Source organism: Halorubrum depositum (assembly GCF_007671725.1).
GTDB classification, from domain to species: Archaea; Halobacteriota; Halobacteria; order Halobacteriales; family Haloferacaceae; genus Halorubrum; species Halorubrum depositum.
The window spans coordinates 737363-757675 of record NZ_VCNM01000002.1; the positions used below are offsets into that span (position 1 = coordinate 737363).

15 protein-coding genes are annotated in these 20313 nt (G+C 69.7%); 6 read left to right on the forward strand and 9 right to left on the reverse strand.

The genetic code is table 11. The annotated features are described in order from the left end of the window. The 5 genes from FGM06_RS11180 to FGM06_RS11200 form a co-directional block, all read right to left on the reverse strand. On the reverse strand, window positions 1-2091 hold the full coding sequence (locus tag FGM06_RS11180; protein WP_144799328.1) for an AMP-binding protein: 2091 nt from the start codon (window positions 2089-2091) through the stop codon (window positions 1-3). Between the two features lie 51 nt (window positions 2092-2142). Beyond that, the gene (locus tag FGM06_RS11185) at window positions 2143-2529 is read right to left on the reverse strand and encodes a hypothetical protein (protein ID WP_144799329.1); all 387 of its coding nucleotides are present in this window, start codon (window positions 2527-2529) and stop codon (window positions 2143-2145) included. 130 nt (window positions 2530-2659) lie between these two features. Then, a complete protein-coding gene (gene gyrA, locus FGM06_RS11190) occupies window positions 2660-5203 on the reverse strand; it encodes a DNA gyrase subunit A (RefSeq protein WP_144799330.1) in 2544 nt (847 codons plus the stop codon). Then, window positions 5200-7140, reverse strand: coding sequence for a DNA topoisomerase (ATP-hydrolyzing) subunit B (gyrB, locus tag FGM06_RS11195; RefSeq protein ID WP_144799331.1), 1941 nt, complete (start codon window positions 7138-7140; stop codon window positions 5200-5202). The genes gyrA and gyrB overlap by 4 nt, the downstream gene beginning before the upstream one ends. Window positions 7141-7257: 117 nt before the next feature. Continuing rightward, window positions 7258-8223: a hypothetical protein gene (locus FGM06_RS11200; protein ID WP_144799332.1), complete on the reverse strand. Its 966-nt coding sequence runs from the start codon at window positions 8221-8223 to the stop codon at window positions 7258-7260. 153 nt (window positions 8224-8376) lie between these two features. Between FGM06_RS11200 and FGM06_RS11205 the strand changes: the two genes are divergently transcribed. Next, the gene (locus FGM06_RS11205; protein WP_144799333.1) at window positions 8377-9588 is read left to right on the forward strand and encodes an iron-containing alcohol dehydrogenase family protein; all 1212 of its coding nucleotides are present in this window, start codon (window positions 8377-8379) and stop codon (window positions 9586-9588) included. Window positions 9589-9630: 42 nt separating this feature from the next. Here FGM06_RS11205 and FGM06_RS11210 read toward each other — a convergent pair whose 3' ends face one another. After that, complete coding sequence (locus tag FGM06_RS11210; protein WP_144799334.1) at window positions 9631-10878, reverse strand: carboxypeptidase regulatory-like domain-containing protein; 1248 nt, start codon at window positions 10876-10878, stop codon at window positions 9631-9633. A 222-nt stretch (window positions 10879-11100) separates the two neighbouring features. Between FGM06_RS11210 and ileS the strand changes: the two genes are divergently transcribed. Both ileS and FGM06_RS11220 read left to right on the forward strand, forming a co-directional pair. Continuing rightward, complete coding sequence (gene ileS / locus FGM06_RS11215; protein WP_144799335.1) at window positions 11101-14253, forward strand: isoleucine--tRNA ligase; 3153 nt, start codon at window positions 11101-11103, stop codon at window positions 14251-14253. 162 nt (window positions 14254-14415) lie between these two features. Next, on the forward strand, window positions 14416-14886 hold the full coding sequence (locus FGM06_RS11220; RefSeq protein WP_144799336.1) for a GNAT family N-acetyltransferase: 471 nt from the start codon (window positions 14416-14418) through the stop codon (window positions 14884-14886). Between the two features lie 77 nt (window positions 14887-14963). On the opposite strand, the gene lrpA1 is transcribed toward FGM06_RS11220, so the two are convergent. The 3 genes from lrpA1 to FGM06_RS11235 all read right to left on the reverse strand — a co-directional run bounded on the left by lrpA1 (window position 14964) and on the right by FGM06_RS11235 (window position 18336). Beyond that, window positions 14964-15392: an HTH-type transcriptional regulator LrpA1 gene (lrpA1, locus tag FGM06_RS11225; protein WP_144799337.1), complete on the reverse strand. Its 429-nt coding sequence runs from the start codon at window positions 15390-15392 to the stop codon at window positions 14964-14966. A 107-nt stretch (window positions 15393-15499) separates the two neighbouring features. Then, window positions 15500-16438 carry a thiamine pyrophosphate-dependent enzyme gene (locus tag FGM06_RS11230; protein ID WP_144799338.1) on the reverse strand — a complete coding sequence of 313 codons (939 nt, stop codon included), beginning with the start codon at window positions 16436-16438 and terminating at the stop codon, window positions 15500-15502. Window positions 16439-16440: 2 nt separating this feature from the next. After that, window positions 16441-18336, reverse strand: coding sequence for a 2-oxoacid:acceptor oxidoreductase subunit alpha (locus FGM06_RS11235; protein WP_144799339.1), 1896 nt, complete (start codon window positions 18334-18336; stop codon window positions 16441-16443). Between the two features lie 172 nt (window positions 18337-18508). Here FGM06_RS11235 and dph5 point away from each other — a divergent pair, with 172 nt between their 5' ends. From dph5 to FGM06_RS11250, 3 genes are all read left to right on the forward strand, one after another. Next, window positions 18509-19306, forward strand: a complete 798-nt coding sequence (dph5, locus tag FGM06_RS11240; protein ID WP_144799340.1) for a diphthine synthase — start codon at window positions 18509-18511, stop codon at window positions 19304-19306. A 78-nt stretch (window positions 19307-19384) separates the two neighbouring features. Beyond that, window positions 19385-19774: a CBS domain-containing protein gene (locus tag FGM06_RS11245; protein ID WP_144799341.1), complete on the forward strand. Its 390-nt coding sequence runs from the start codon at window positions 19385-19387 to the stop codon at window positions 19772-19774. A gap of 130 nt (window positions 19775-19904) precedes the next feature. Continuing rightward, complete coding sequence (locus FGM06_RS11250; RefSeq protein WP_144799342.1) at window positions 19905-20279, forward strand: CBS domain-containing protein; 375 nt, start codon at window positions 19905-19907, stop codon at window positions 20277-20279. The last annotated feature ends 34 nt before the right edge of the window (window positions 20280-20313 follow it).

Sequence of the window (20313 nt, forward strand, 5' to 3'; positions counted from 1 at the left end):
TCAGGCCGCGTCGCGGAGGTCCGCCAGCGACTCCGGGTTCTCCATCGAGGAGAGGTCGCCGGGGTCCTCGCCCCTGTACACCGACTCGATCGCGCGCCGGATGATCTTCCCGGACTGCGTCTTCGGGAAGGCGTCGACGAACAGGAGCTCGCGCGGCCGGAACGGCTTGCCGTGTTCCTCGCCGACCAGCTCGCGCAGCTCCTCGCGGAGCCCGTCGCTGGGCTTGACGCCGGGTTCGAGGACGACGTACGCGACCACCGCGGTGCCGGTGGTGTCGTCCGGGACGCCCACCGCGGCCGCCTGGTTGACGGCGTCGTGATCGATGAGCACGCCCTCGATCTCGGCCGGGCCGACCTTGCGGCCGGCGACGTTGAGCGCGTCGTCGGCGCGCCCGTGGAGGAGCCAGAAGCCGTCCGCGTCCCTCTGCGCGAAGTCGCCGTGGTCCCAGAGGCCTTCCCACGTCGACCAGTACTCCTCGAGGTAGCGCTCGTCGCCGGACCACAGCGACTTCGTCATGGACGGGCAGGAGTCGCGGGCGACGAGGTAGCCGCGCTCTCCCTCGTCTCTCACCGACTCGCCGCTCTCGTCGACGATGTCGACGTCCATCCCGAGCCCCGGACCGCCGAGCGTGCAGGGTTTGAGGGGTTGGTTCGGCATCGGCATCAGGAAGCAGCCGCAGATCTCCGTGCCGCCGGAGATGTTTATTATCGGGCAGTCGCCGCCGCCGACAGCGTCGTAGAACCACCGCCACGACTCCGGGTCCCACGGCTCGCCGGTGGAGCCTAAGATTCGGAGCGATGAGAGGTCGTGCCCCTCGACCCACTCGTCGTCTCCGACTCCATCGGAGTCGGACGGCTCGTCAGACGCAGTCTGACGGCTGCCGTGCTTGCGGAGCGCCCGGATCGCGGTCGGCGAGATGCCGAACTGGGTGATCCCGTGTCGGTCGATCAGCTCCCAGAACCGGTCGGGCTCGGGGTGGTCGGGCGCGCCCTCGTACATCATCACGGTCCCGCCGAAGGCGTGGTTCCCGATCAGCGTCCACGGCCCCATCATCCAGCCGATGTCGCTCACCCAAAAGAACCGGTCGGCGGGCTTCTGGTCGAAGCCGAAGTGGATCTCCTTCGCGCACTGCGTGAGGACGCCCGCGTGTGTGTGGACGATCCCCTTCGGCTCGCCCGTCGTCCCCGAGGAGTACAGCAGCATGGACTCCTGGTCGCTCGGGAGCCGCTTCGTCTCGTAGTCGGTCGACTGCGACGCGATCGCCTCGTCCCACGTGGCGTCGCGGTCGGAGTCCCACGGGACCGGGTCTTCGGAGTCGCCGTCGACGCTCCCGGCGTCGGCGTCGCCCGCGGGCGTCGCGCCCAGTCGGTCGTACACCACCGCGTGCTCGACGTGGCCCGCGTCCGCGATCGCCTCGTCGGCGGTCGCCTTCAGCCGGACCTCGCTCCCGCGGCGGTAGAAGCCGTCGCCGGTGAACATGACCGCCGGCTCGGCGTCGGCGATCCGGGTCGCCACCGCGTCGGTGCCGAAGCCGGAGAAGATCGGGACCGCGATCGCGCCGACTTTCAGGCAGCCGTAGAGGATCGAGACGACCTCGGGCACCATCGGCATGTACAGCCCGACGGTGTCGCCGGTCTCGACGCCGACGGTCTCCAGGTAGTTGGCGACGCGGTTCGTCTGCCGGGCCAATTCGTGGAAGGTGACCTCGCGGACGTCGCCGGGCTCGCCCTCCCAGATCAGCGCGACCCGGTTCCGGTTCGGCGAGTCGACCGCGGCGTGGCGGTCGACGACGTTGTGGGCGACGTTGATCTCGCCGCCGGGGTACCAGTCGGTGAACTGCGGGCCGTCGGTGTCATCGCGGACTTCGTCGTACTCGCTATAAAACTCGATGTCGAGGTAGTCGACGATCTCGTCCCAGAACCAGTCGACGCCGGACGCCGGCTCGCCCGGGACTTCCGAGGTGGTGCGCTCGATCAGCGCCTCGTAGTCGTCGATCCCGTACTCGCGCATGAACGCGGCGACGTTCGTCGACTCGGCGAACGCCTCGCGCGGCTCGTGTACGACCTCGTCTATCCCCTCGTACTCGTCCATCTCGTCCGGCCGTTTTCGCGGTGACCGTAAGTAATTTTCCTGAAATTCGGGCTACCGCGGGTCGGCGCACTCGCCGGCGACCGCGACGTTGCCGGCGTCGACGGCGACCGTCCCGTCGTACAGGGCGCAGACGCCGGCGTCCCACGCGAGCCGTCCCTCCCAGTCGGCGCCCGTCACGACGACCTCGTGCCGGCCGGTCTCGCCGACGGTCACCTCGAACGCGCGGGCAACGCCGGCGTCGACGCGGTCGGACGTCTCCTCGTACGTCGTCCCGTCGTCGCCCTCGACGACCACGTTCACGTCGACGGGGGCGTCCCCGTCGTTCCGGACGGTCAGGTCGAGTCGGCCGGCGTCGGTCTCGCCGAGGCCGAGACAGCCCGCGGCCGCTCCCGTCGTCGCGGTCGCGGCCGTCGCCGCGAGGAGTTCGCGTCTGTGCACGGGCGCACGTCGTCGTCGCGGAACTTGAACCCCGGACACGCGAGCGTCGGGAGACCGCGCATTCGTATGAAAACGGCCGACCGCGTCGGGAGATCGGTTCCGGTCGACGCGGTCGGGTCGGTCAGCGCGCCTACTCGGTCTCGGTCGGCTCGTCGTCCGTCGAGTCGGCCTCGTCCGGGACGATGTCCGCCTCGTCAGCCGCCTTGTCGGCTCCCTCATCGCCGGCGTACGCGGCCTCGGGGACGATGTCCACGGAGGCGACCTCGTCGTCGGGTTCGAGGTTCATCACGATGACGCCCTTCGTGTTGCGGCTCACCGTGGAGATCTCCTCGACGCGGGTCCGCATGATCTGCCCGGCGCCGCTCATCGCGAGCAGGTGGTCGCCGTAGGTGACCGCCTCGATGGCGACGACCTCGCCGTTGCGGTCGCCGGTCTTGATGTCGACGAGCCCCATTCCGTTGCGAGACTGCGGCCGGTACTCGTCGAGGTCGGAGCGCTTCCCGTAGCCGTTCTCCGTGACGGTGAGCACCCAGTTGTGGTAGTCGTCGTCGATGGCGGCGACGCCGGCGACCGCGTCCCCCTCGCGGAGGTCGATCCCGATCACGCCGCGGGCGGTCCGACCCATCGCGCGGGCCTCCGACTCGTCGAAGCGGATCGCCATCCCGTTCCGGCTCCCGATGACGATGTCCGTCTCGCCGTCGGTCACCTCGACGTCGACGAGCTCGTCGCCGTCCTCCAGCCGGATCGCGCGGATCCCCGTCGACCTGATGTTTCCGAACTCGTCGACGGCGGTCCGCTTGATGTACCCGTCGCGGGTGACCATCGTGAGGAACTCGTCGTCTAAGTCCTCCGTGTTCACGACCGCCTCGATCTCCTCGCCGTCGTCGAGGTCGAGGAGGTTCACCGCCGACTTCCCCCGGGCGGTCCGGGACATCTCCGGGATCTCGTACGTCTTCAGCTCGTAGATCTGCCCGCGGTTGGTGAACACGAGCAGGTAGTCGTGGGAGTTGGCGGCGAAGACGGATGAGACGCGGTCGCCCTCCTTCAGGCCGGTGCCGATGATCCCCTTGCCGCCGCGGTTCTGCGCCCGGAAGGTGTCGAGCGGCATCCGCTTGATGTAGTCGTCCTCGGTCATGGCGACGACGCACTCCTCCTCCGGGATGAGGTCCTCGTGGGTGACGTCGCCGACGTCCTCGATGAAGCTCGTCCGGCGCTCGTCGCCGTACTCGTCTTTCATCTCGTTCAGCTCGTCGACGATCACGGCGTCGAGCTCGTCGGGGTTCGCGAGGATCGTCTCCAACCGCTCGATCCGCGCGACGACGTCCTCGTACTCGGACTCGATCTCCTGGGTCTCCATCGAGGTGAGCGAGCCGAGCTGCATGCGGACGATGTGTGCCGCCTGCGCCTCGCTGAACTCGTACTGAGACTCCAGCGCCGCCTTCGCGGCGTCGCGGTCCTCGGAGTCCTGGATCGTCTCGACCACGTCGTCGACCTGTTCGAGCGCCTTCAGCCGGCCCTCGAGGATGTGCGCGCGGTCCTCGCGCTCCGCGAGCTCGTGCTCGGAGCGCCGGCGGACCACCTCGCGGCGGTGTTCGACGTAGTGTTCGAGCGTCTCCTTCAGGTCTAACACCTGCGGCGAGCCGTCGACTAAGGCGAGGTTGATGACGCCGAAGGTGCGTTCGAGGTGGCTCTCCAGCAGCTGGTTCTTGACGACCTCCGCCATCGCGTCGCGCTTGAGCTCGACGACGATGCGCATCCCGTCGCGGTCGGACTCGTCGCGGAGGTCCCGGATCCCTTCGATCGCGCCTTCGTTGACGTCCTCGGCGATGCGCTCGACGAGCCGCGACTTGTTCTGCTGGAAGGGGAGCTCCGAGATGACGATCCGGCCCTCCTCCTCCATGACCTCGAACTCGGCCCGAACGCGGACGCGGCCGCGACCGGTCTTGTACGCCTTGTGGACCGCGTTCCGACCGACGATGTTCGCGCCGGTCGGGAAGTCCGGTCCCTTGACGTGTTCCATCAGGTCCTCGACGGTCGACTCCGGGTTCTCGATCAGCTCGACCGTCGCGTCGACGACCTCGCCGAGGTTGTGCGGCGGGACGTTGGTCGACATCCCGACCGCGATCCCGGAGGAGCCGTTGATGAGCAGGTGCGGCACCGCCGAGGGCAACACCTCGGGCTCCTCGAGCCGGTCGTCGTAGTTGGCGGTGAAGTCGACCGTGTCGCGCTCGATGTCGGCCAAAAGCTCCTCGGCGATGGGGGCCATCCGGGCCTCCGTGTACCGCATCGCCGCCGGCGGGTCGCCGTCGACCGAGCCGAAGTTCCCCTGCCCGTCGACGAGGGGGTACCGCATCGAGAAGTCCTGGGCCATCCGCGCGAGCGTGTCGTAGATGGCGCTGTCGCCGTGCGGGTGGTAGTCGCCCATCGTCTCGCCGACGATGGATGAGGACTTCCGGTGCGAGGAGTTGCTCGTGACGCCCGCCTCGTGCATCGCGTAGAGGATCCGCCGGTGGACGGGCTTGAGCCCGTCGCGGACGTCGGGGAGCGCGCGGCCCGCGATGACCGACATCGCGTAGTCGATGTACGACTGCTCCATCTCGTCCTCGATGCGGGCGTTCGTCACCTGCGCGGCGCGGACGTCGTTCGGGTCGACGTCGGGGACGTCCGAGCTCATATGTCCACCCACTCCGCCTCGGTGGCGTGCTCCTTGATGAACTGCTTACGGGGTTCGACCGCGTCGCCCATCAGCACGTTGAACATGCGGTCGGCCGCGGCGGCGTCGTCGATGTTTATCTGCTTGAGGATGCGGTTCTCCGGATCCATCGTCGTGTCCCACAGCTGGTCGGGGTTCATCTCGCCGAGGCCCTTGAACCGCTGGACCTGGTCCGGGTTCCCGTCGCACTCCTCCTCGACGATCCGGTCGCGCTCCGCCTCCGTCATCGCGTCGTACGTCTCGCCGCGGTAGCGGACGCGGTAGAGTGGCGGCTGGGCGGCGTACACGTAGCCCGCCTCCAGCAGGGGCTTCATGTGGCGGTAGAGGAGGGTCAAGAGGAGCGTCCGGATGTGCGCGCCGTCGACGTCGGCGTCCGTCATCAGGATGATCTTGTTGTAGCGGGCGTCGTCGATGTCGAACTCCTCGCCGATCCCCGCGCCGATCGCGGTGATCAGCGCGCGGATCTCGTCGTTCTCGAGGATGCGGTCGAGCCGGTGTTTCTCGACGTTGAGGATCTTGCCTTTGAGCGGGAGGATCGCCTGATTTTCACGGTTTCGGCCCTGCTTGGCCGAGCCGCCCGCGGAGTCGCCCTCGACGACGAACAGCTCCGCCTCGGTCGGGTCACGGGTCTGGCAGTCGGCGAGCTTGCCGGGCAGCGCCGTCGACTCCAGCGCGGACTTCCGGCGGGTGAGCTCCTCGGCCTTCTTCGCCGCCTTGCGCGCCCGCGCGGCCTCGGCGGCCTTGTGGACGACCTTTCGGGCGGTGTCGGGGTTCTCCTCGAAGAACGTGCCGAGCTTCTCGTGGGTCGCGGACTCGACGATGCCGCGGACCTCGCTGTTGCCGAGCTTCGTCTTCGTCTGCCCCTCGAACTGCGGGTCGGGGTGTTTCACGGAGATGACGGCCGTGAGCCCCTCTCGGACGTCCTCGCCCTTCAGGTTCGCGTCGAGGTCGTCGACGAGCCCGTGCTCGTTGGCGTAGTCGTTGACGGTCCGAGTGAGGGCGGTCTTGAACCCGGTGAGGTGGGTGCCGCCCTCGCGGGTGTTGATGTTGTTCGCGAACGCGTGGACCGAGCCCTGCAGCTCCTCGGTCGCCTGCATCGCGACCTCGACGTGGATGTCGTCCTGCTCGTCGGCGAAGTAGATGACCTCCTCGTGGATCGGCGTCCGCGTCTCGTTGAGGTACGCGACGAACTCGCGGATGCCGCCGTCGTAGCGGAACGTCCGCTCGTCGCCCGCGTCGTCGGCGTCGCCGTCCGCGTCGCGCTCGTCGGCGAGCGTGATGGCGACGCCGGAGTTGAGGAAGGCGAGCTCGCGCAGGCGGCTGGCGAGCGTCGAGAACTCGAACTCGTCGGTCTCGAAGATGTCGCCGTCGGGCCAGAAGCGGATGTACGTCCCGGTGTCCTCGCCGCGCTCCATGTCGCGGACGCGCTCGAACCCGCCCTCGACGGGTTCGCCGCGGGCGAACTCGTGGCGGTAGACGCCGCCGTCGCGTTTTACCTCGACCTCCAGCCGCTCGGAGAGCGCGTTGACGACGCTGACGCCGACGCCGTGGAGACCGCCGGAGACCTGGTAGGACTTGGAGTCGAACTTCCCGCCTGCGTGGAGGACGGTCATGATCACTTCGAGCGCCGGCCGGTCGTACTTCTCGTGGGTGTCGACCGGGATGCCGCGCCCGTCGTCGCTGACGCTGACCGAGCCGTCGTCGTGGATCGTGACGGTGATCTCGTCGCAGTGGCCCGCGAGGGCCTCGTCGATGGAGTTGTCGACGACCTCGTAGACGAGGTGGTGTAACCCTCGACCGTCCGTGGACCCGATATACATCGCCGGACGTTTACGGACGGCCTGTAGGCCCTCTAAGACCTGTATCTGGCCGGCTCCGTATTCACTCTGCTCTGACATAGAACTTGACTGATTTAGTCAGTGCCGGGTTATAAAGCCGGCGCACGCGCACGCGGGCGTGAAGAACCCCCAGACGGCGCCGGCGTAGTCCCGGCCCACCCCGTCCGCGGGCCCGAGTTACTTCGCGCCGTCCGGCCCGCCGTGGCCCCCGTCTCGGCGGTCGTCGAGGAACGCTCGCGCGCGCTCGACGACGGACGCGCGGAACCGGGCGGTGTCGACCCCGGCCGGGTCAGTCTGCTCCTCCCCGAACCGGAGTGGCGTCTCCCTGGCGACCGCCTCGACGGTCCGGTCCGCGAGGGCGTCGACCGTCGCCGGCTCGCCGCGCCGTTCGAGGGTCGCGAGGACGCCTTCGAACCGCCCTCGTCCGGCGTGGACCGCGGCGAGGTCGTCGGGGTCGGGCGGGTCCGGCTCCCGGGCGCCTCTCGCGCGGCCGTCTCCCGCATCGCCGTCACCGACGCCCGCCTCCATCGCGATCGTCCCGCGTCCGCCGCGTTTGTTTCGGACCACGACGCCCGCAACCGGGCCGTCGCGCCACGCCGACGCCGGGACCGCGTACCCGTCGGGATCGAAGTCGCGGGCGTTCACCTCGCGCGCCAGCGCGTTCACCGGGTCGAGCCCGACCCCCTCGAAGATCGCCGCGGCGGCGTCGGGCGGTCGGAACGCTCCGTCCGATGCTCCGATCTCCAACCTCCCGTCCGCACCCGTCGCCCCACCTCCGTCCGCACCCACCCAGACGTCGGTGCCGAGGAACGGCGGGATCCGGTCCCAGTCGTAGTCGATGCGGCGACTGTGGGGCGCGACGCCGAGGAACGTCACGCCGGCGGGGTCGGCGACGGCCTCCCGGAGCGCGTCCCGGTCGAACCGGTCGCGAACGTGTCGGACCGCGGGCCGGAGCGCGAGCGGGACGGCGTCGAGGTCGGGGTACGTCGCGTCCGGACCGCCGAACCGGAGGAGCCCGGAGTCGTCCATGCTGAACCGAAGCCCCGTTCCGTCGATCAGTTCGAGGAGCCAGAGGTGTCCCTCGAGGAGGTCGTCGGGCGCTTCCGGGTCGTCGAGGTCTGGGAGCGGCGGGAATCGGTGCATGATGGAGCGGTCGAGCGACCGACCTGAGCCTCCGACCCGCAGCGGGTTGGCTCTTTGGGAGGCCCCGAGCGGCGCCGCTCGGCCCGTCGCGTCGCCGGCGGCGTGCCTCCCGTTCCCACAGCTACAAGCGGCCGCCCGCCGTACCGACTCGCGATGTTACCGATCGCGGACGCATTCGAGCACGACTACCGGGGCTGTGAGATCCTGTACGGACGCGGTCGCGCGAGCGACCTGAGCGCGGTCCTCGGCGACCGGGGACTCGGCGACGCGCTCGTCGTCTGCGGCTCCAACGTCGGCGCCAACGACGACCTGATGGACCCGATCCGCGAGGGGCTCGGCGACCGGCTCGCGGGCGTCTTCGACGGCACGACCCCGGACAAGCGGGTCGAGACGGCGTACGACCTCCTCGATAAGCGCGCCGAGGTCGGCGCGGACGCCCTCGTCGCGGTCGGCGGCGGGAGCAGCCTCGATATCGCCCGACAGGCGGCGATGCTCGACGTCGACGGCCGCGACCTCGCGGAGCTCCGCGCCGACGCGGCGGCGGGACCCGACGCGCTCGGGTCGCTCGCGCCCGGAAGCGACCCCTCGCTCCCGGTCGTCGTGATCCCGACGACGTTCGCCGGCGCGGACCTCTCGACCGGCGGCTCGCTGGAGGTGCTCCCGGCCGACGAGTCGCCCACGGGTCAGCCGCTGACCGTCAGCGGCGACGGGCCGATGCCGGCCGTCGACCTCGCCGACCCGGCGCTGTTCGAGACGACCCCGACGTCGGTGCTCGCGGGATCGGCGATGAACGGCTTCGACAAGGGGATCGAGACGCCGTACGCGAGCGACGCGACCCCTGTGAGCGACGCTGCCGCGGTCCACGGACTCCGGCTTCTCTCCGACGCGCTTCCGCGGGTCGCCGGAGACCGGCCGGAGAGCGAGGCCGCCGTGGACCGCGCCGTGGTCGGCGCGCTACTCGTCCAGCTCGACCGGCGGATCTCGGTGATCCACGCGTTCGGTCACGGGTTCGCGCGCCGCTACGACGTCCAGCAGGGCGACGTCCACGCGGCCGTCGCCCCGCACGTCCTCGCGTACCTCTTCGACGAGGTCGACGCGAGCCGCCGGGCGCTCGCGGTCGGCCTCGGCGTCGACACAGACGGCCGCGGCGACGACGCGGTCGCCGAGGACGTCGTCGCGGCCGTCGCCTCGGTCCGCGACGCGCTCCCGGTGCCCGAGCGCCTCCGCGATCTCCCGGGGACAGCGGAGCGCGATCTCCCCGCGATCGCCGAGTACGTCGCCGACGACTGGTGTATGGACCGCGCGCCCGACGGCCTCGACGCGACGCCGGAGGCGATCGAGGGCGTGTTGCGCTCGGCCTGGTAGCGTCCCCGACGGGCTACCGCAGCGACGGCTCGGGCGCGCTCCTCACCGGTCCCGAAGCCGACCCGCGGCGCCGGCCGCGGCGAGCAGGGCGAGGACCGCGGCGACGACGCCGAAGCCGGGCGCGCCGTCGTCGGTGGCCCCCGCGTCGTCGCCGTCCGTACCGTTTCCGTCGGTGTCGTTCCCGTCCGCCTCGTCCGCGGTCTCGACGCCCTCGACCGTCGCCGGTTCGGACTCGACGTCCCCGTCGCGCGCGACGATCGTCCGGTCCCCGGCGGACGAGATCGGCACGTCGATCTCACCGCGCTCGTCGGTCTCGCCGACCTCGTCGCCGTCGACCTCGACCGTGACGCCGGACACCGGCTCGTCGTACGCGTTCCGCACCGTCACGCGCGTCGTCTCGCCGACGAGCACGCGCTCGTTCGCCGGCGTGACGGAGAGCGCGGGGGTCCGCTGGGCCGTGGCGTTCACGCTCGCCGCGGACTCCCGCACACGGATCCGCTCGGACGAGGCGTCGTACCCGTCCTTGACCACTTCGACCGTGTACGCCGCGTTCACGGGGACGTTGAGCGAGGCCGTCCCCTCGGTCACGCTCACCTCGCCGTCGAACACCGACGACGAGACCCGGACCGCTCCCGTCTCGATCGGCTCGGGCGGGTCGAAGTGGTCGTCGAGGGCGCGGACGTCGAGCGTCACGGTCCCCCGCTCGATCGCGACCGTCGTCTCCGTGTTCAGCGACACCGTCACCTCGCGCTCCGTCTCGTAGTAGCCGGGCTTCACGACCGTGACGTTGTACGTGCCCCGCTCGAGGCGAACCGTCTCGTAGACCCCGTCCGAGCCGGTCTCGCCGCGGTCGACGGACCGCCCGTCCTCGCGGACGACCACTCTCGCGTCGGCCTGCGACCGGTTCCGGTCGTCGACGACCGACACCGTCGCGGTCCCGCTCCGAGTGACGCCGAGCTCGACGCCTCTCGCGGTCGCGTTCTCGATCTCGAGCGGCCGGTTCCGGACGTACGTGTCGTCGTCGACGTCCAGCTCGACGGTCGATCCCTCCGGAACGTCGAGGAGCACTTGTCCGTTGCTCGCCGTCGAGCCGGACGCGCTCCCCGTCTCGCCCGATTCGGTCTCCCACGACCCCTCGACGGTCGCGCCGCCGACGGCGTCGCCGTCCTGATCGACGACCGAGACGGTGAGCGTCACCGGATCGGCGCTCTGACCGACCGCGCCGCCGGTCGCGGCGACCGCGACGAACAGTACCGCTGCGACGACGAGCGCCGAACGTGAAACGTTCATACGCGGACTCATGGCCCCGGTAGTATTGGTATGGGGCGATTACCGTGGTCTTCAGTGACATTTCCCCGGGGTTACTCGGCGCACGTCACGGCTCTCCCGCAGAGCGGATCCCGGCTCTCCCGCGACGGCGACTCCGGTTCTCTCGCAGAGCGGATCCCGGCTCTCCCGCGACGGCGACCCCGACTCCGCCGTATTCAAATACGCGCGCGAAGACCAACGGATATGGAGCAGATCGACGACCAGTACGCGCCGGCCGACGTCGAGTCGGCGGTCGACGAGTACTGGGACGACGTGGACGCCTACGAGTCGGCAAAGGAGGCGCACGCCGACGACCCGCCCTTCTTCTTCGTGGACGGGCCGCCGTACACCTCCGGGCAGATGCACCTCGGCACGGCGTGGAACAAGACGCTGAAGGACGCGATCATCCGCCACAAGCGGATGACCGGCCACCGCGTCACCGACCGCCCGGGCTACGACATGCACGGGCTCCCGATCGAGGTGAAAGTCGAGGAGGAGCTCGGCTTCGAGAACAAGCGAGACATCGAGGAGTACGGGATGGAGGCGTTCATCGAGAAGTGCAAGCAGTTCGCCTTACAGAACCGCGCGGCGATGGACGAGGACTTCGAGTCCATCGGCGTCTGGATGGACTGGGACGACCCGTACGAGACCATCTCGCCGGAGTACATGGAGGCCGCGTGGTGGGCGTTCTCCGAGGTCGCCGACAACGGGCTCGTCGAGCAGGGGAAACGCTCCATCTCGCAGTGCCCGCGCTGCGAGACCGGGCTCGCCAACAACGAGGTCGAGTACGAGGACGTCGAGGACCCCTCGATCTACGTGAAGTTCCCGCTCGCCGACCGCGAGGGGAGCCTCGTCATCTGGACGACGACGCCGTGGACGATCCCCGCGAACACCTTCGTCGCCGTCGACGAGGACCTTGCGTACAACGCCGTCCGCGCCGAGCGGGACGGCGAGGAGGAGCTGCTGTACGTCGCCGAGGAGTGCGTCGAGGACGTCCTGCAGGAGGGGCGCTACGAGAGCTACGAGGTCGAGGCCGAGCTGACGGGCGCGGAGCTCGTCGGCTGGGCGTACGACCACCCGCTCGCCGACCGCGTCGCCGACTACCCCGACTTCGAGGGCGCCGGTCGGGTGTACGCCGCCGACTACGTGGAGGCCGACCGCACCGGGCTGGTCCACTCCGCGCCGGGCCACGGGGAGGAGGACTTCCACCGCGGCAGCGAGCTGGGGCTCGACATCTTCTGCCCCGTCGGCCCCAACGGCGAGTTCACCGAGGCGGCCGGCGAGTACGCCGGCCAGTTCGTGCGCGACGCCAACGACGACATCATCGACGACCTGGTCGCCGACGGCCACATGCTCGCGCACGGCACCGTCGACCACAGCTACGGCCACTGCTGGCGCTGTGACACCGGGATCATCCAGCTGGTCACCGACCAGTGGTTCATCTCGATCACCGACGTCAAGGAGGACCTCCTCGACAACATGGAGGAGTCCGAGTGGCACCCGCAGTGGGCCCGCGACAACCGCTTCCGCGACTTCATCGAGGACGCCCCCGACTGGAACGTCTCCCGCCAGCGCTACTGGGGCGTCCCGATCCCCATCTGGGTTCCCGAAGGCGCCGACGCCGGGAACCTCGACGAGGACATGATCGTGATCGGCACCCGCGAGGAGCTCGCCGAGCGCGTCGAGGAGGACGTCGACCCCGAGTCGATCGACCTCCACCGCCCGGCCGTCGACGACCTGACGATCGTCGAGGACGGCGTCACGTACCGCCGGGTCGAGGACGTGTTCGACGTGTGGCTCGACTCCTCGGTCGCCAGCTGGGGCACGCTCGGGTACCCCTCGAACGAGGACGCCCACGACGAGCTGTGGCCCGCCGACCTCATCGTCGAGGCGCACGACCAGACCCGCGGCTGGTTCTGGTCGCAGCTCGGCATGGGGACCGCCGCGGTCGGCGAGATCCCCTACGAGGAGGTGCTGATGCACGGGTTCGCCAACGACGAGGACGGCCGCAAGATGTCGAAGTCGGTCGGCAACATCGTCACCCCCGAGGAGGCGATCGAGCGCGCCGGCCGCGACCCGCTCCGCACCTACCTCCTCTCCCACGACCAGCAGGGCGTCGACCTCGCGTTCGAGTGGGACGGGCTCGGCGAGCTCCAGGGGAAGCTCAACATCCTCTGGAACGTGTTCCGCTTCCCGCTGGAGTACATGGAGCTCGACGGCTACGACCCCGCCGAGGCCGACCTCTCGGACGGCGAGCTCGAACTCGTCGACGAGTGGGTGCTCTCCCGGCTCCAGTCGGTCGAGACCGAGGTGACCGAGGCGTGGGCCGACTACCGCGTCAGCGACGCCGTCAACGCGGTGATCGAGTTCGTCACGCAGGACGTCTCGCGGTTCTACGTGAAGGCCGTCCGCGACCGGATGTGGGAGGAGGCGGACTCCGCCTCGAAGCGCGGCGCCTACGCGACGCTCGCGACCGTCCTCGACGAGGTGGTCAGGATGCTCGCGCCGATCGCGCCGTACATGACCGAGCGGATGTACCAGACGCTCGACGGCGAGGCCGCGACCGTCCACCAGCTCGACTACCCCGAGCCGGACGACGGGCTCCGCGACCCGGACCTCGAGCGCGACGTGGCCGTCCTCCGCGACGTCGAGGAGGCCGCGGCGAACGCCCGCCAGCAGGCCGGGCGCAAGCTCCGGTGGCCCGTGCCGCGCGTCGTCGTCGAGAGCGACGACGGGGAGGTGACCGCCGCCGTCGAGCGCCTCGCCGACCTGATCGGCGAGCGCGTCAACGCCCGCGAGGTGACCGTCACCGACGCGTTCAACGAGCTCGTCGAGACCGCCGAACCGCAGATGGCCGAGATCGGTCCCGCCTTCGGCGCCGACGCCCAGAAGGTGATGGACGCGGTGCAGGGCGCGACGCGCGCGGCGGTCGAGGGCGGCGCGGTGACCGTCGACGGCGAGCCGGTCGACCTCGACGACGCGATGGTCGAGTACGTCGCCGAACCCCCGGAGAACGTCTCCGGCGTCGACTTCGAGGGCGGCACCGTCTACGTCGACACGTCGCTCACTCCTGAGATCGAGTCGGAGGGATACGCCCGCGACGTGATCCGCCGGATCCAGGAGATGCGCAAGGAGCTCGACTTGGACGTCGAGGCCCGGATCCGCGTCGGCGTCGACGTCGACGACGACCGGATCGCCGGCTTCGTCGACGACCACGCCGACCTGATCGCCGGCGAGGTGCGCGCCGACGAGTGGCTCGACGACCCGAGCGACGCCGCCGCCGACGAGGACGGCCTCGTCGAGGAGTGGGACGTCGAGGACGTCGTCGTGACGATCGGGATCGAGCCGGTCGCGTAGGGCGTCCGTCGCGTGGCGACGCTTGTCGCGCAAGACGCCCGTCGGTCGCACGGCGGACGGGTCGGTTGCGGAACTGATCGTCCTTTTCGTTCGCCCCGCCGCTCGGGTGCCGGCGGTTCCCGTCCCGAAACCTATAGGTGCGTTCTTTACTCACGGTCGACTATGCATGTCCGGGCGGCGCGGCCCGACGACGCGGAGGCGCTGCGAACGGCGGTCTCGCGGGCGCGCGAGGCGACCGTCTTCGACGACATCGGATCCCCTCTCCTGGACGTGTCCGCCGCCGGCGTCCGCGAGGCCGCCGCGGAGGCGGAGTGGTCGTTCCTGATGGAGGACGACGACGGCCCGGTCGGCGTCGCCATCGCGCACCCCGACGCCGAGGGGCCGGAGGCGGAGCTGCTCGCGCTGTGGGTCCACCCCAGCCACGCGGGCGAGGGCGTCGCCGCCGACCTGCTCGCGCGCGTCGCGTCGTCGGTGACCGACCGCGGCGTCGACACGCTCCGGGCGAGCGTCCCCGCCGACAGCCCCGGCGCACAGGAGTTCTTCGCCGCGCACGGGTTCAGCCCCCGCGGCACCCGCCGCGGGCCCGCCGGCGACGAGTCGATCGTCGTCGTCGACGCGAGCGACCTGCGGTAACGCGTCCGGCCCCCTCGTCGCGCTCGCCTATCGGTAACTGGGATTCGGCGGCGTCGGACCGGTCGACCGGCCCGCGCTCACTTCAGCCGTTCCTGCAGGAAGGAGGGATGCGCCGCGGTGACGCCGTCGATCGCCAGCAGTTTCTCGGAGATGACGTCGCCGAGCTCGTCGCCGTCGCCGGCGCGGACCTCGGCCATCAGCATGTGGTCGCCGGAGGAGGTGTACAGCGCCTGCACCTCGTCGAGCTCTTTCAGCTGGCGGGTCGCGCCCACGTACTTCCCGGAGTCGACGTCCATCCCCACCATGGCGATCGACTGCGACGAGAGCTTCTTCGGGTCTATCTCCGCGGAATAGCCGACGATCACGCCCCGCTCTTCCAGCCGGTCGATGTACTTCCGCACCGTCGGCTTCGAGACGTCGGCGCGCTCGGCGATCTCCGCACAGGAGGCCTGCGCGTCCTCCTCTAACACCGACAGGATCCGTTCCTCCGTCGATACCGTGCTCATGTCCGGCTCTTTGTCGCCACGGAAAAAATACCTTGCGAATTGAAAAACGAGACGAACGGACGGCGAACCGCGGCGGGACCGGCCGGCGATCCCGGCCTACGGTCGCCTCAGGCGTGCTTGTCGAGGAAGTGGTCGTGCGAGCGCTCCCACTCGTAGTCGTCGTCCCAGTAGCGCTCCGCCAGGGGCTCCTCGGGCATCTCGCCGATGGCCTGCTTCTCCTCGCCGTAGGACGGGCGGTCCTCGTCGACGTAGTAGCGGCCGGTGAGGACCTTCCCCTCGTACAGCGACTCCTCGGTCTCACGCATCATCTCCGCGGCCTCGACGCGGTCCGTCGGGTCGAAGTCGTAGTCGTCGGACTCGTTGACGTCGATGTACGGGACGTACTGGCGCGCGTCCTTGTTCCAGGTCGGGCACTGGGTGAGGAAGTCGACGTGCGCGAAGCCGTCGTGCTCGATCGCCTCGATGATGATCTCCTTCGCCTGGTTGGGGTTGACCGCGGCCGTGCGGGCGACGTAGGAGGCGCCGGCGTTCAGCGACATCGAGAGCGGCTTGATCGGCTCCTTGGCGCTGCCGGACGGCTGCGTCTTCGACTTGTGGCCCTTCGGGCTGGTGGGCGACGTCTGGCCCTTCGTGAGCCCGAAGATCTCGTTGTTGAAGACGATGTACGTCATGTCGTGGTTCTCCCGGGCCGTGTGGATGAAGTGGTTCCCGCCGATCCCGTAGCCGTCGCCGTCGCCGCCGGCGGCGATCACTTCGAGGTCGGGGTTCGCGAGCTTCGCGGCGCGGGCCACGGGCAGCGAGCGCCCGTGGATCGTGTGGAACCCGTACGTGTCGAGGTAGCTGTTCAGCTTGCCGGAACAGCCGATCCCGGTGCACAGCAGGGTCTCCTCGGGCGTGCGCCCGACTTCCGGGAGCGCCTGCTTGAGCGCCTTGAGGACGCTGAAGTCACCGCAGCCCGGACACCAGGTCGGCTGCGGCTCGACGCCGGGGGTGTACTCGTCGCGGTCGATCTCTCGCTCCTCTCCGATTGCTGAAAACGTGCTCATTGTTAGTCACCTGCGGCTGGGACGAAGGTGGTCTGATGGCCGGACGCGTCGCCGTCGCCCTCGACGATAGCGGCCTCGAACCCGTCGACGATCTCCGCCGGCTCGAACGGGTTCCCGTTGTACTTCAACAGGCTCGACAGCTTCTCACCGTAGCGGCCGAGGTTCTTCTGGACGAGCCCGCGGAACTGCCCCGAGGCGGTCATCTCGACGACGAGGACCTCGTCGACGCTCTCGACGAACGCCTCGACCTGCTCGGTCGGGAACGGGAGCATGTCGGAGACGCCGTACGACTTCACCGAGACCCCGGCGTCGTTGAGGCGCCCGACGGCCTCCTCGACGGTGCCCTGCTGGCTCCCGAAGGTGAGGATGCCGTACTGGGCGTCGTCGGGGCCGGCGTACGAACCCGTGTCGACCGTGTCGAGGTCGGCGCGGATCGCCTCCAGCTTCTGGGTCCGCCGGTCGATCTGCGCGACGCGGTTGTCCGGCGACTCGGCGATGTGGCCGGTCGGGTCGTGCTCGTTGCCGGTCGCGAGGAAGCGACCGCCCTTCTGGCCGGGGATCGAGCGCGGAGAGACCCCGTCCTCGACGTCGTGCTGGAACCGGTGGAACTTCCCGTCGGCCGAGTGCGGCTCCTCCGCCAGCGCGTCCTCGCTCAGGGTCTTCCCGAGCGTCGGGTTCGGCTCGCGGTCGAAGTGGCTCTTGGGGACGTTCGTCATCTCGCCGCCGAGCTTCTGGTCGTACAGGAGGATCGACGGGATCTGGTACTCGTAGGCCAGCCGGAAGGCGATCCGCGACTGCTCGTACGCCTCCTCGACGGTCCCGGGCGCGAGGACGACGCGCTGGGAGTCGCCCTGAGAGGTGTAGAGGACGTGTTCGAGGTCGGACTGCTCCGGCTTCGTCGGCATCCCGGTCGAGGGGCCGGCGCGCATGGCCTCGACGAGGACGACGGGCGTCTCCGTCATCTCCGCGAGCCCGAGCGGCTCCGACATCAGCGCGAAGCCGCCGCCGGAGGAGCCGGACATGGCCTTCACGCCGGCGTGCGAGGCGCCGACCGCGAGCGCGGCCGCCGCGATCTCGTCTTCGACCTGCTCGGAGATCCCGCCGAGCTTCGGCAGGTTCTTCGTCATGATCGTGAACACCTCGGTCCACGGCGTCATCGGGTAGCCGGCGATGAACCGACAGCCCTCGTCGATGGCGCCGTAGGAGATGGCGTCCGACCCGGACATGAGCAGCTGCGTCTCGTCGTGTTCGCCGGTCGGGACGCCCACGTCGGGCGCGTCGACGTCGTACTCCTCCCGTACCTGATCGTAGGCGGTCTGGAGGATCTCCAGGTTCGGATCGAGGATCTTCTCCGGCATCGCGTCCCGCATGAGGTCCTGGACGTGGTCGAGGTCCATCCCGGTCAGCGCGCAGGTGGCGCCGACGCCGGCCGTGTTGCGCATGACCTCGCGGCCCATGTCGCGGGCGAGCCCGCGGAGGTCGAGGGGGTACACGTGCCAGTCGTTCTCCTCGGCGCGCTCCTCGAAGTTCGGGATCTCGGAGGCGTCGAGGAGCCCCTCGTCGTAGACGATGACGCCGCCCTGGCGGAGCTCGTCTAAGTTCTCCGAGAGCGGTTTGATCTCCTCGTTCCCGTAGACGGCCTCCTCCTGCGGGTTCCGGGCGAACGAGTCGCCGAGCGCCAGCAGGAAGTTGTAGCCGTCGCCGCGGGAGTTCACCGGGTCCGCCGAGGCGCGGACTTCGGTGTAGGTGTGACCGCCGCGGATGCGGGACGGGTAGTGGCGATGCGTGAACACGTCGAGCCCCGATCGCATCAAGGCCTTTGCGAAGTTCTGGCTCGTCGAAGCGATCCCGTCGCCGGATCCCCCCGATATCCGCCAGATGAGTTCGTCGTCAGTCATAGTGGTATGGTAGCCCGTGAGGGCCTCGTGCTCTGTGGTTGTGGTGGTTACCTCTTAGGGCTTGCTATGGAATCACAAGGAACAATCATGAAAGACCTTTAGGTCGGAGGTCAGAAGGCCCACCGCACCGCGGTTCCGCGCCCTTTTACTCGCCGCCCGCCTGACGGCGGGTATGCTCACGTTCATCGGGCTCGGGCTCTACGACGAGCGGTCGGTCACCGTCGAGGGGCGCGAGGCCCTGCGCGCCGCCGACCGCGTCTTCGCCGAGTTCTACACCAGCCGGCTGGTCGGCGCCGACGTCGACGAGCTGGAGGCGTACCACGGCGTCGAGATCGAGGTCCGGCCGCGCGAGGGTGTCGAGCGGGACCCCGAGGCGATCCTCTCGGCCGCCGCCGACGGCGACGTCGCCTTCTGTACCGCCGGCGACACGATGATCTCGACGACGCACGCGGACCTCCGGCTGCGCGCCGAGGAGCGGGGTATCGACACCCGCGTGATCCACGGCGTGACCGCCCAGTCGGCCGCGTCGAGTCTCACGGGGCTCCAGAACTACCGCTTCGGCAAGGCGACGACCCTCCCCTTCCCGTACGCCCACGGCGGCGACGAGGTGCCGGAGAGCGTGGTCGAGACGATCGAGGCGAACCGCGAGCGCGGCCTCCACACCGTCGTCTACCTCGACATCAAGGTCGGAACCGGTCCGACGGGTCCCGACCCGGAACACGAGGAGTACATGACGGCCGACGTCGCGGCCGGTCTCCTCGCCGACGGCTGGCGCGACGAGCTGGCCGTCGTCGTCGCCCGCGCGGGCTCGCCCGACGCGGTGGTCGCCGCCGACCGGCTCGGCGCGCTGGCCGATCGGGAGTTCGGCGACCCGCTTCACCTCCTCGTGATCCCCGGCGACCTCCACCACCTCGAGGCCGACGCGCTGGCCGGACTCGCCGGGGCACCGGCCGAGCTCGTCGAGGAGTGAAGCGCCTCGGGAGGCGAGCGCGCCGAGGGTCGCCACCGACCGGACGTTTGATATTCCCGTCCCGCGTTATCACAGCGCATGACAAACGTGCCCGTCGAACGGCTGATGTCCACCGAGCTCGTCACGATTCCCATGGGAGCGGCGGCCGCCACCGCGGCCGAACGCATGCTGGAGACGGGCGTGAGCTCCGTTCTCGTCGTCGACGGCGACGGGGGCCTCGCGGGGCTGATCACCGCGACGGACTTCGTCTCACTCGTCCGGCGGAACGACCCGGAAGACGAGACGCCGGTCGAGGCGTTCATGACGACGGACGTCGTCACCGTCTCCCCCGACGACTCGATCGAGGAACTCGCGGAGCCGACCAACCGGGGATACACCCACCTGCCGGTGGTCGGCGCGGACGGGAAACTGGTCGGGATGCTGTCGACGACCGACCTGACGGCGTACCTCTCGAAGCACCGCCGCTGACCTCGCCTCTACCGGCCGTCGACGCCCGGCTCGCGACGGAACGGGTCGGGAGCGAGCGTCCCGCGACCTCGACCGCCGCTCCGTTGCGCGTTCCGGAAGAGTAATCAGATCTGGTAGCACATGACAGGGTATGGACCTGAACGACCGGACCCGCGTCAGCGAGGTCATGTCGACGCCGCTGGAGACGATCGGAGCGGACGTGCCGCTTCGCGAGGCCGCGCGTCGGATGAGCGACGGCGACATCAGCGCGCTCGTCGTGACGACCGGGGGCGGCTGCATCATTACGCAGAGCGACATCGTCGGCGCCGTCGCGGCCGGCCGCGACCTCGACGAGGCCGTCGTCCGCGACGTGATGACCGAGAACGTGGAGACGGTGACGCCGGACCTCATGATGGAGGAGGTCGCGGCGATGATGACCATGTACGGGGTCAAACATCTCCCCGTCGTCGACGACGACTACGTCGGCATGGTCTCGTCGACCGACGTCGCGGCGCACCTGTCGTGAGTCGGAACCGGGCTCGGGCGTCGTCGACCGCCCG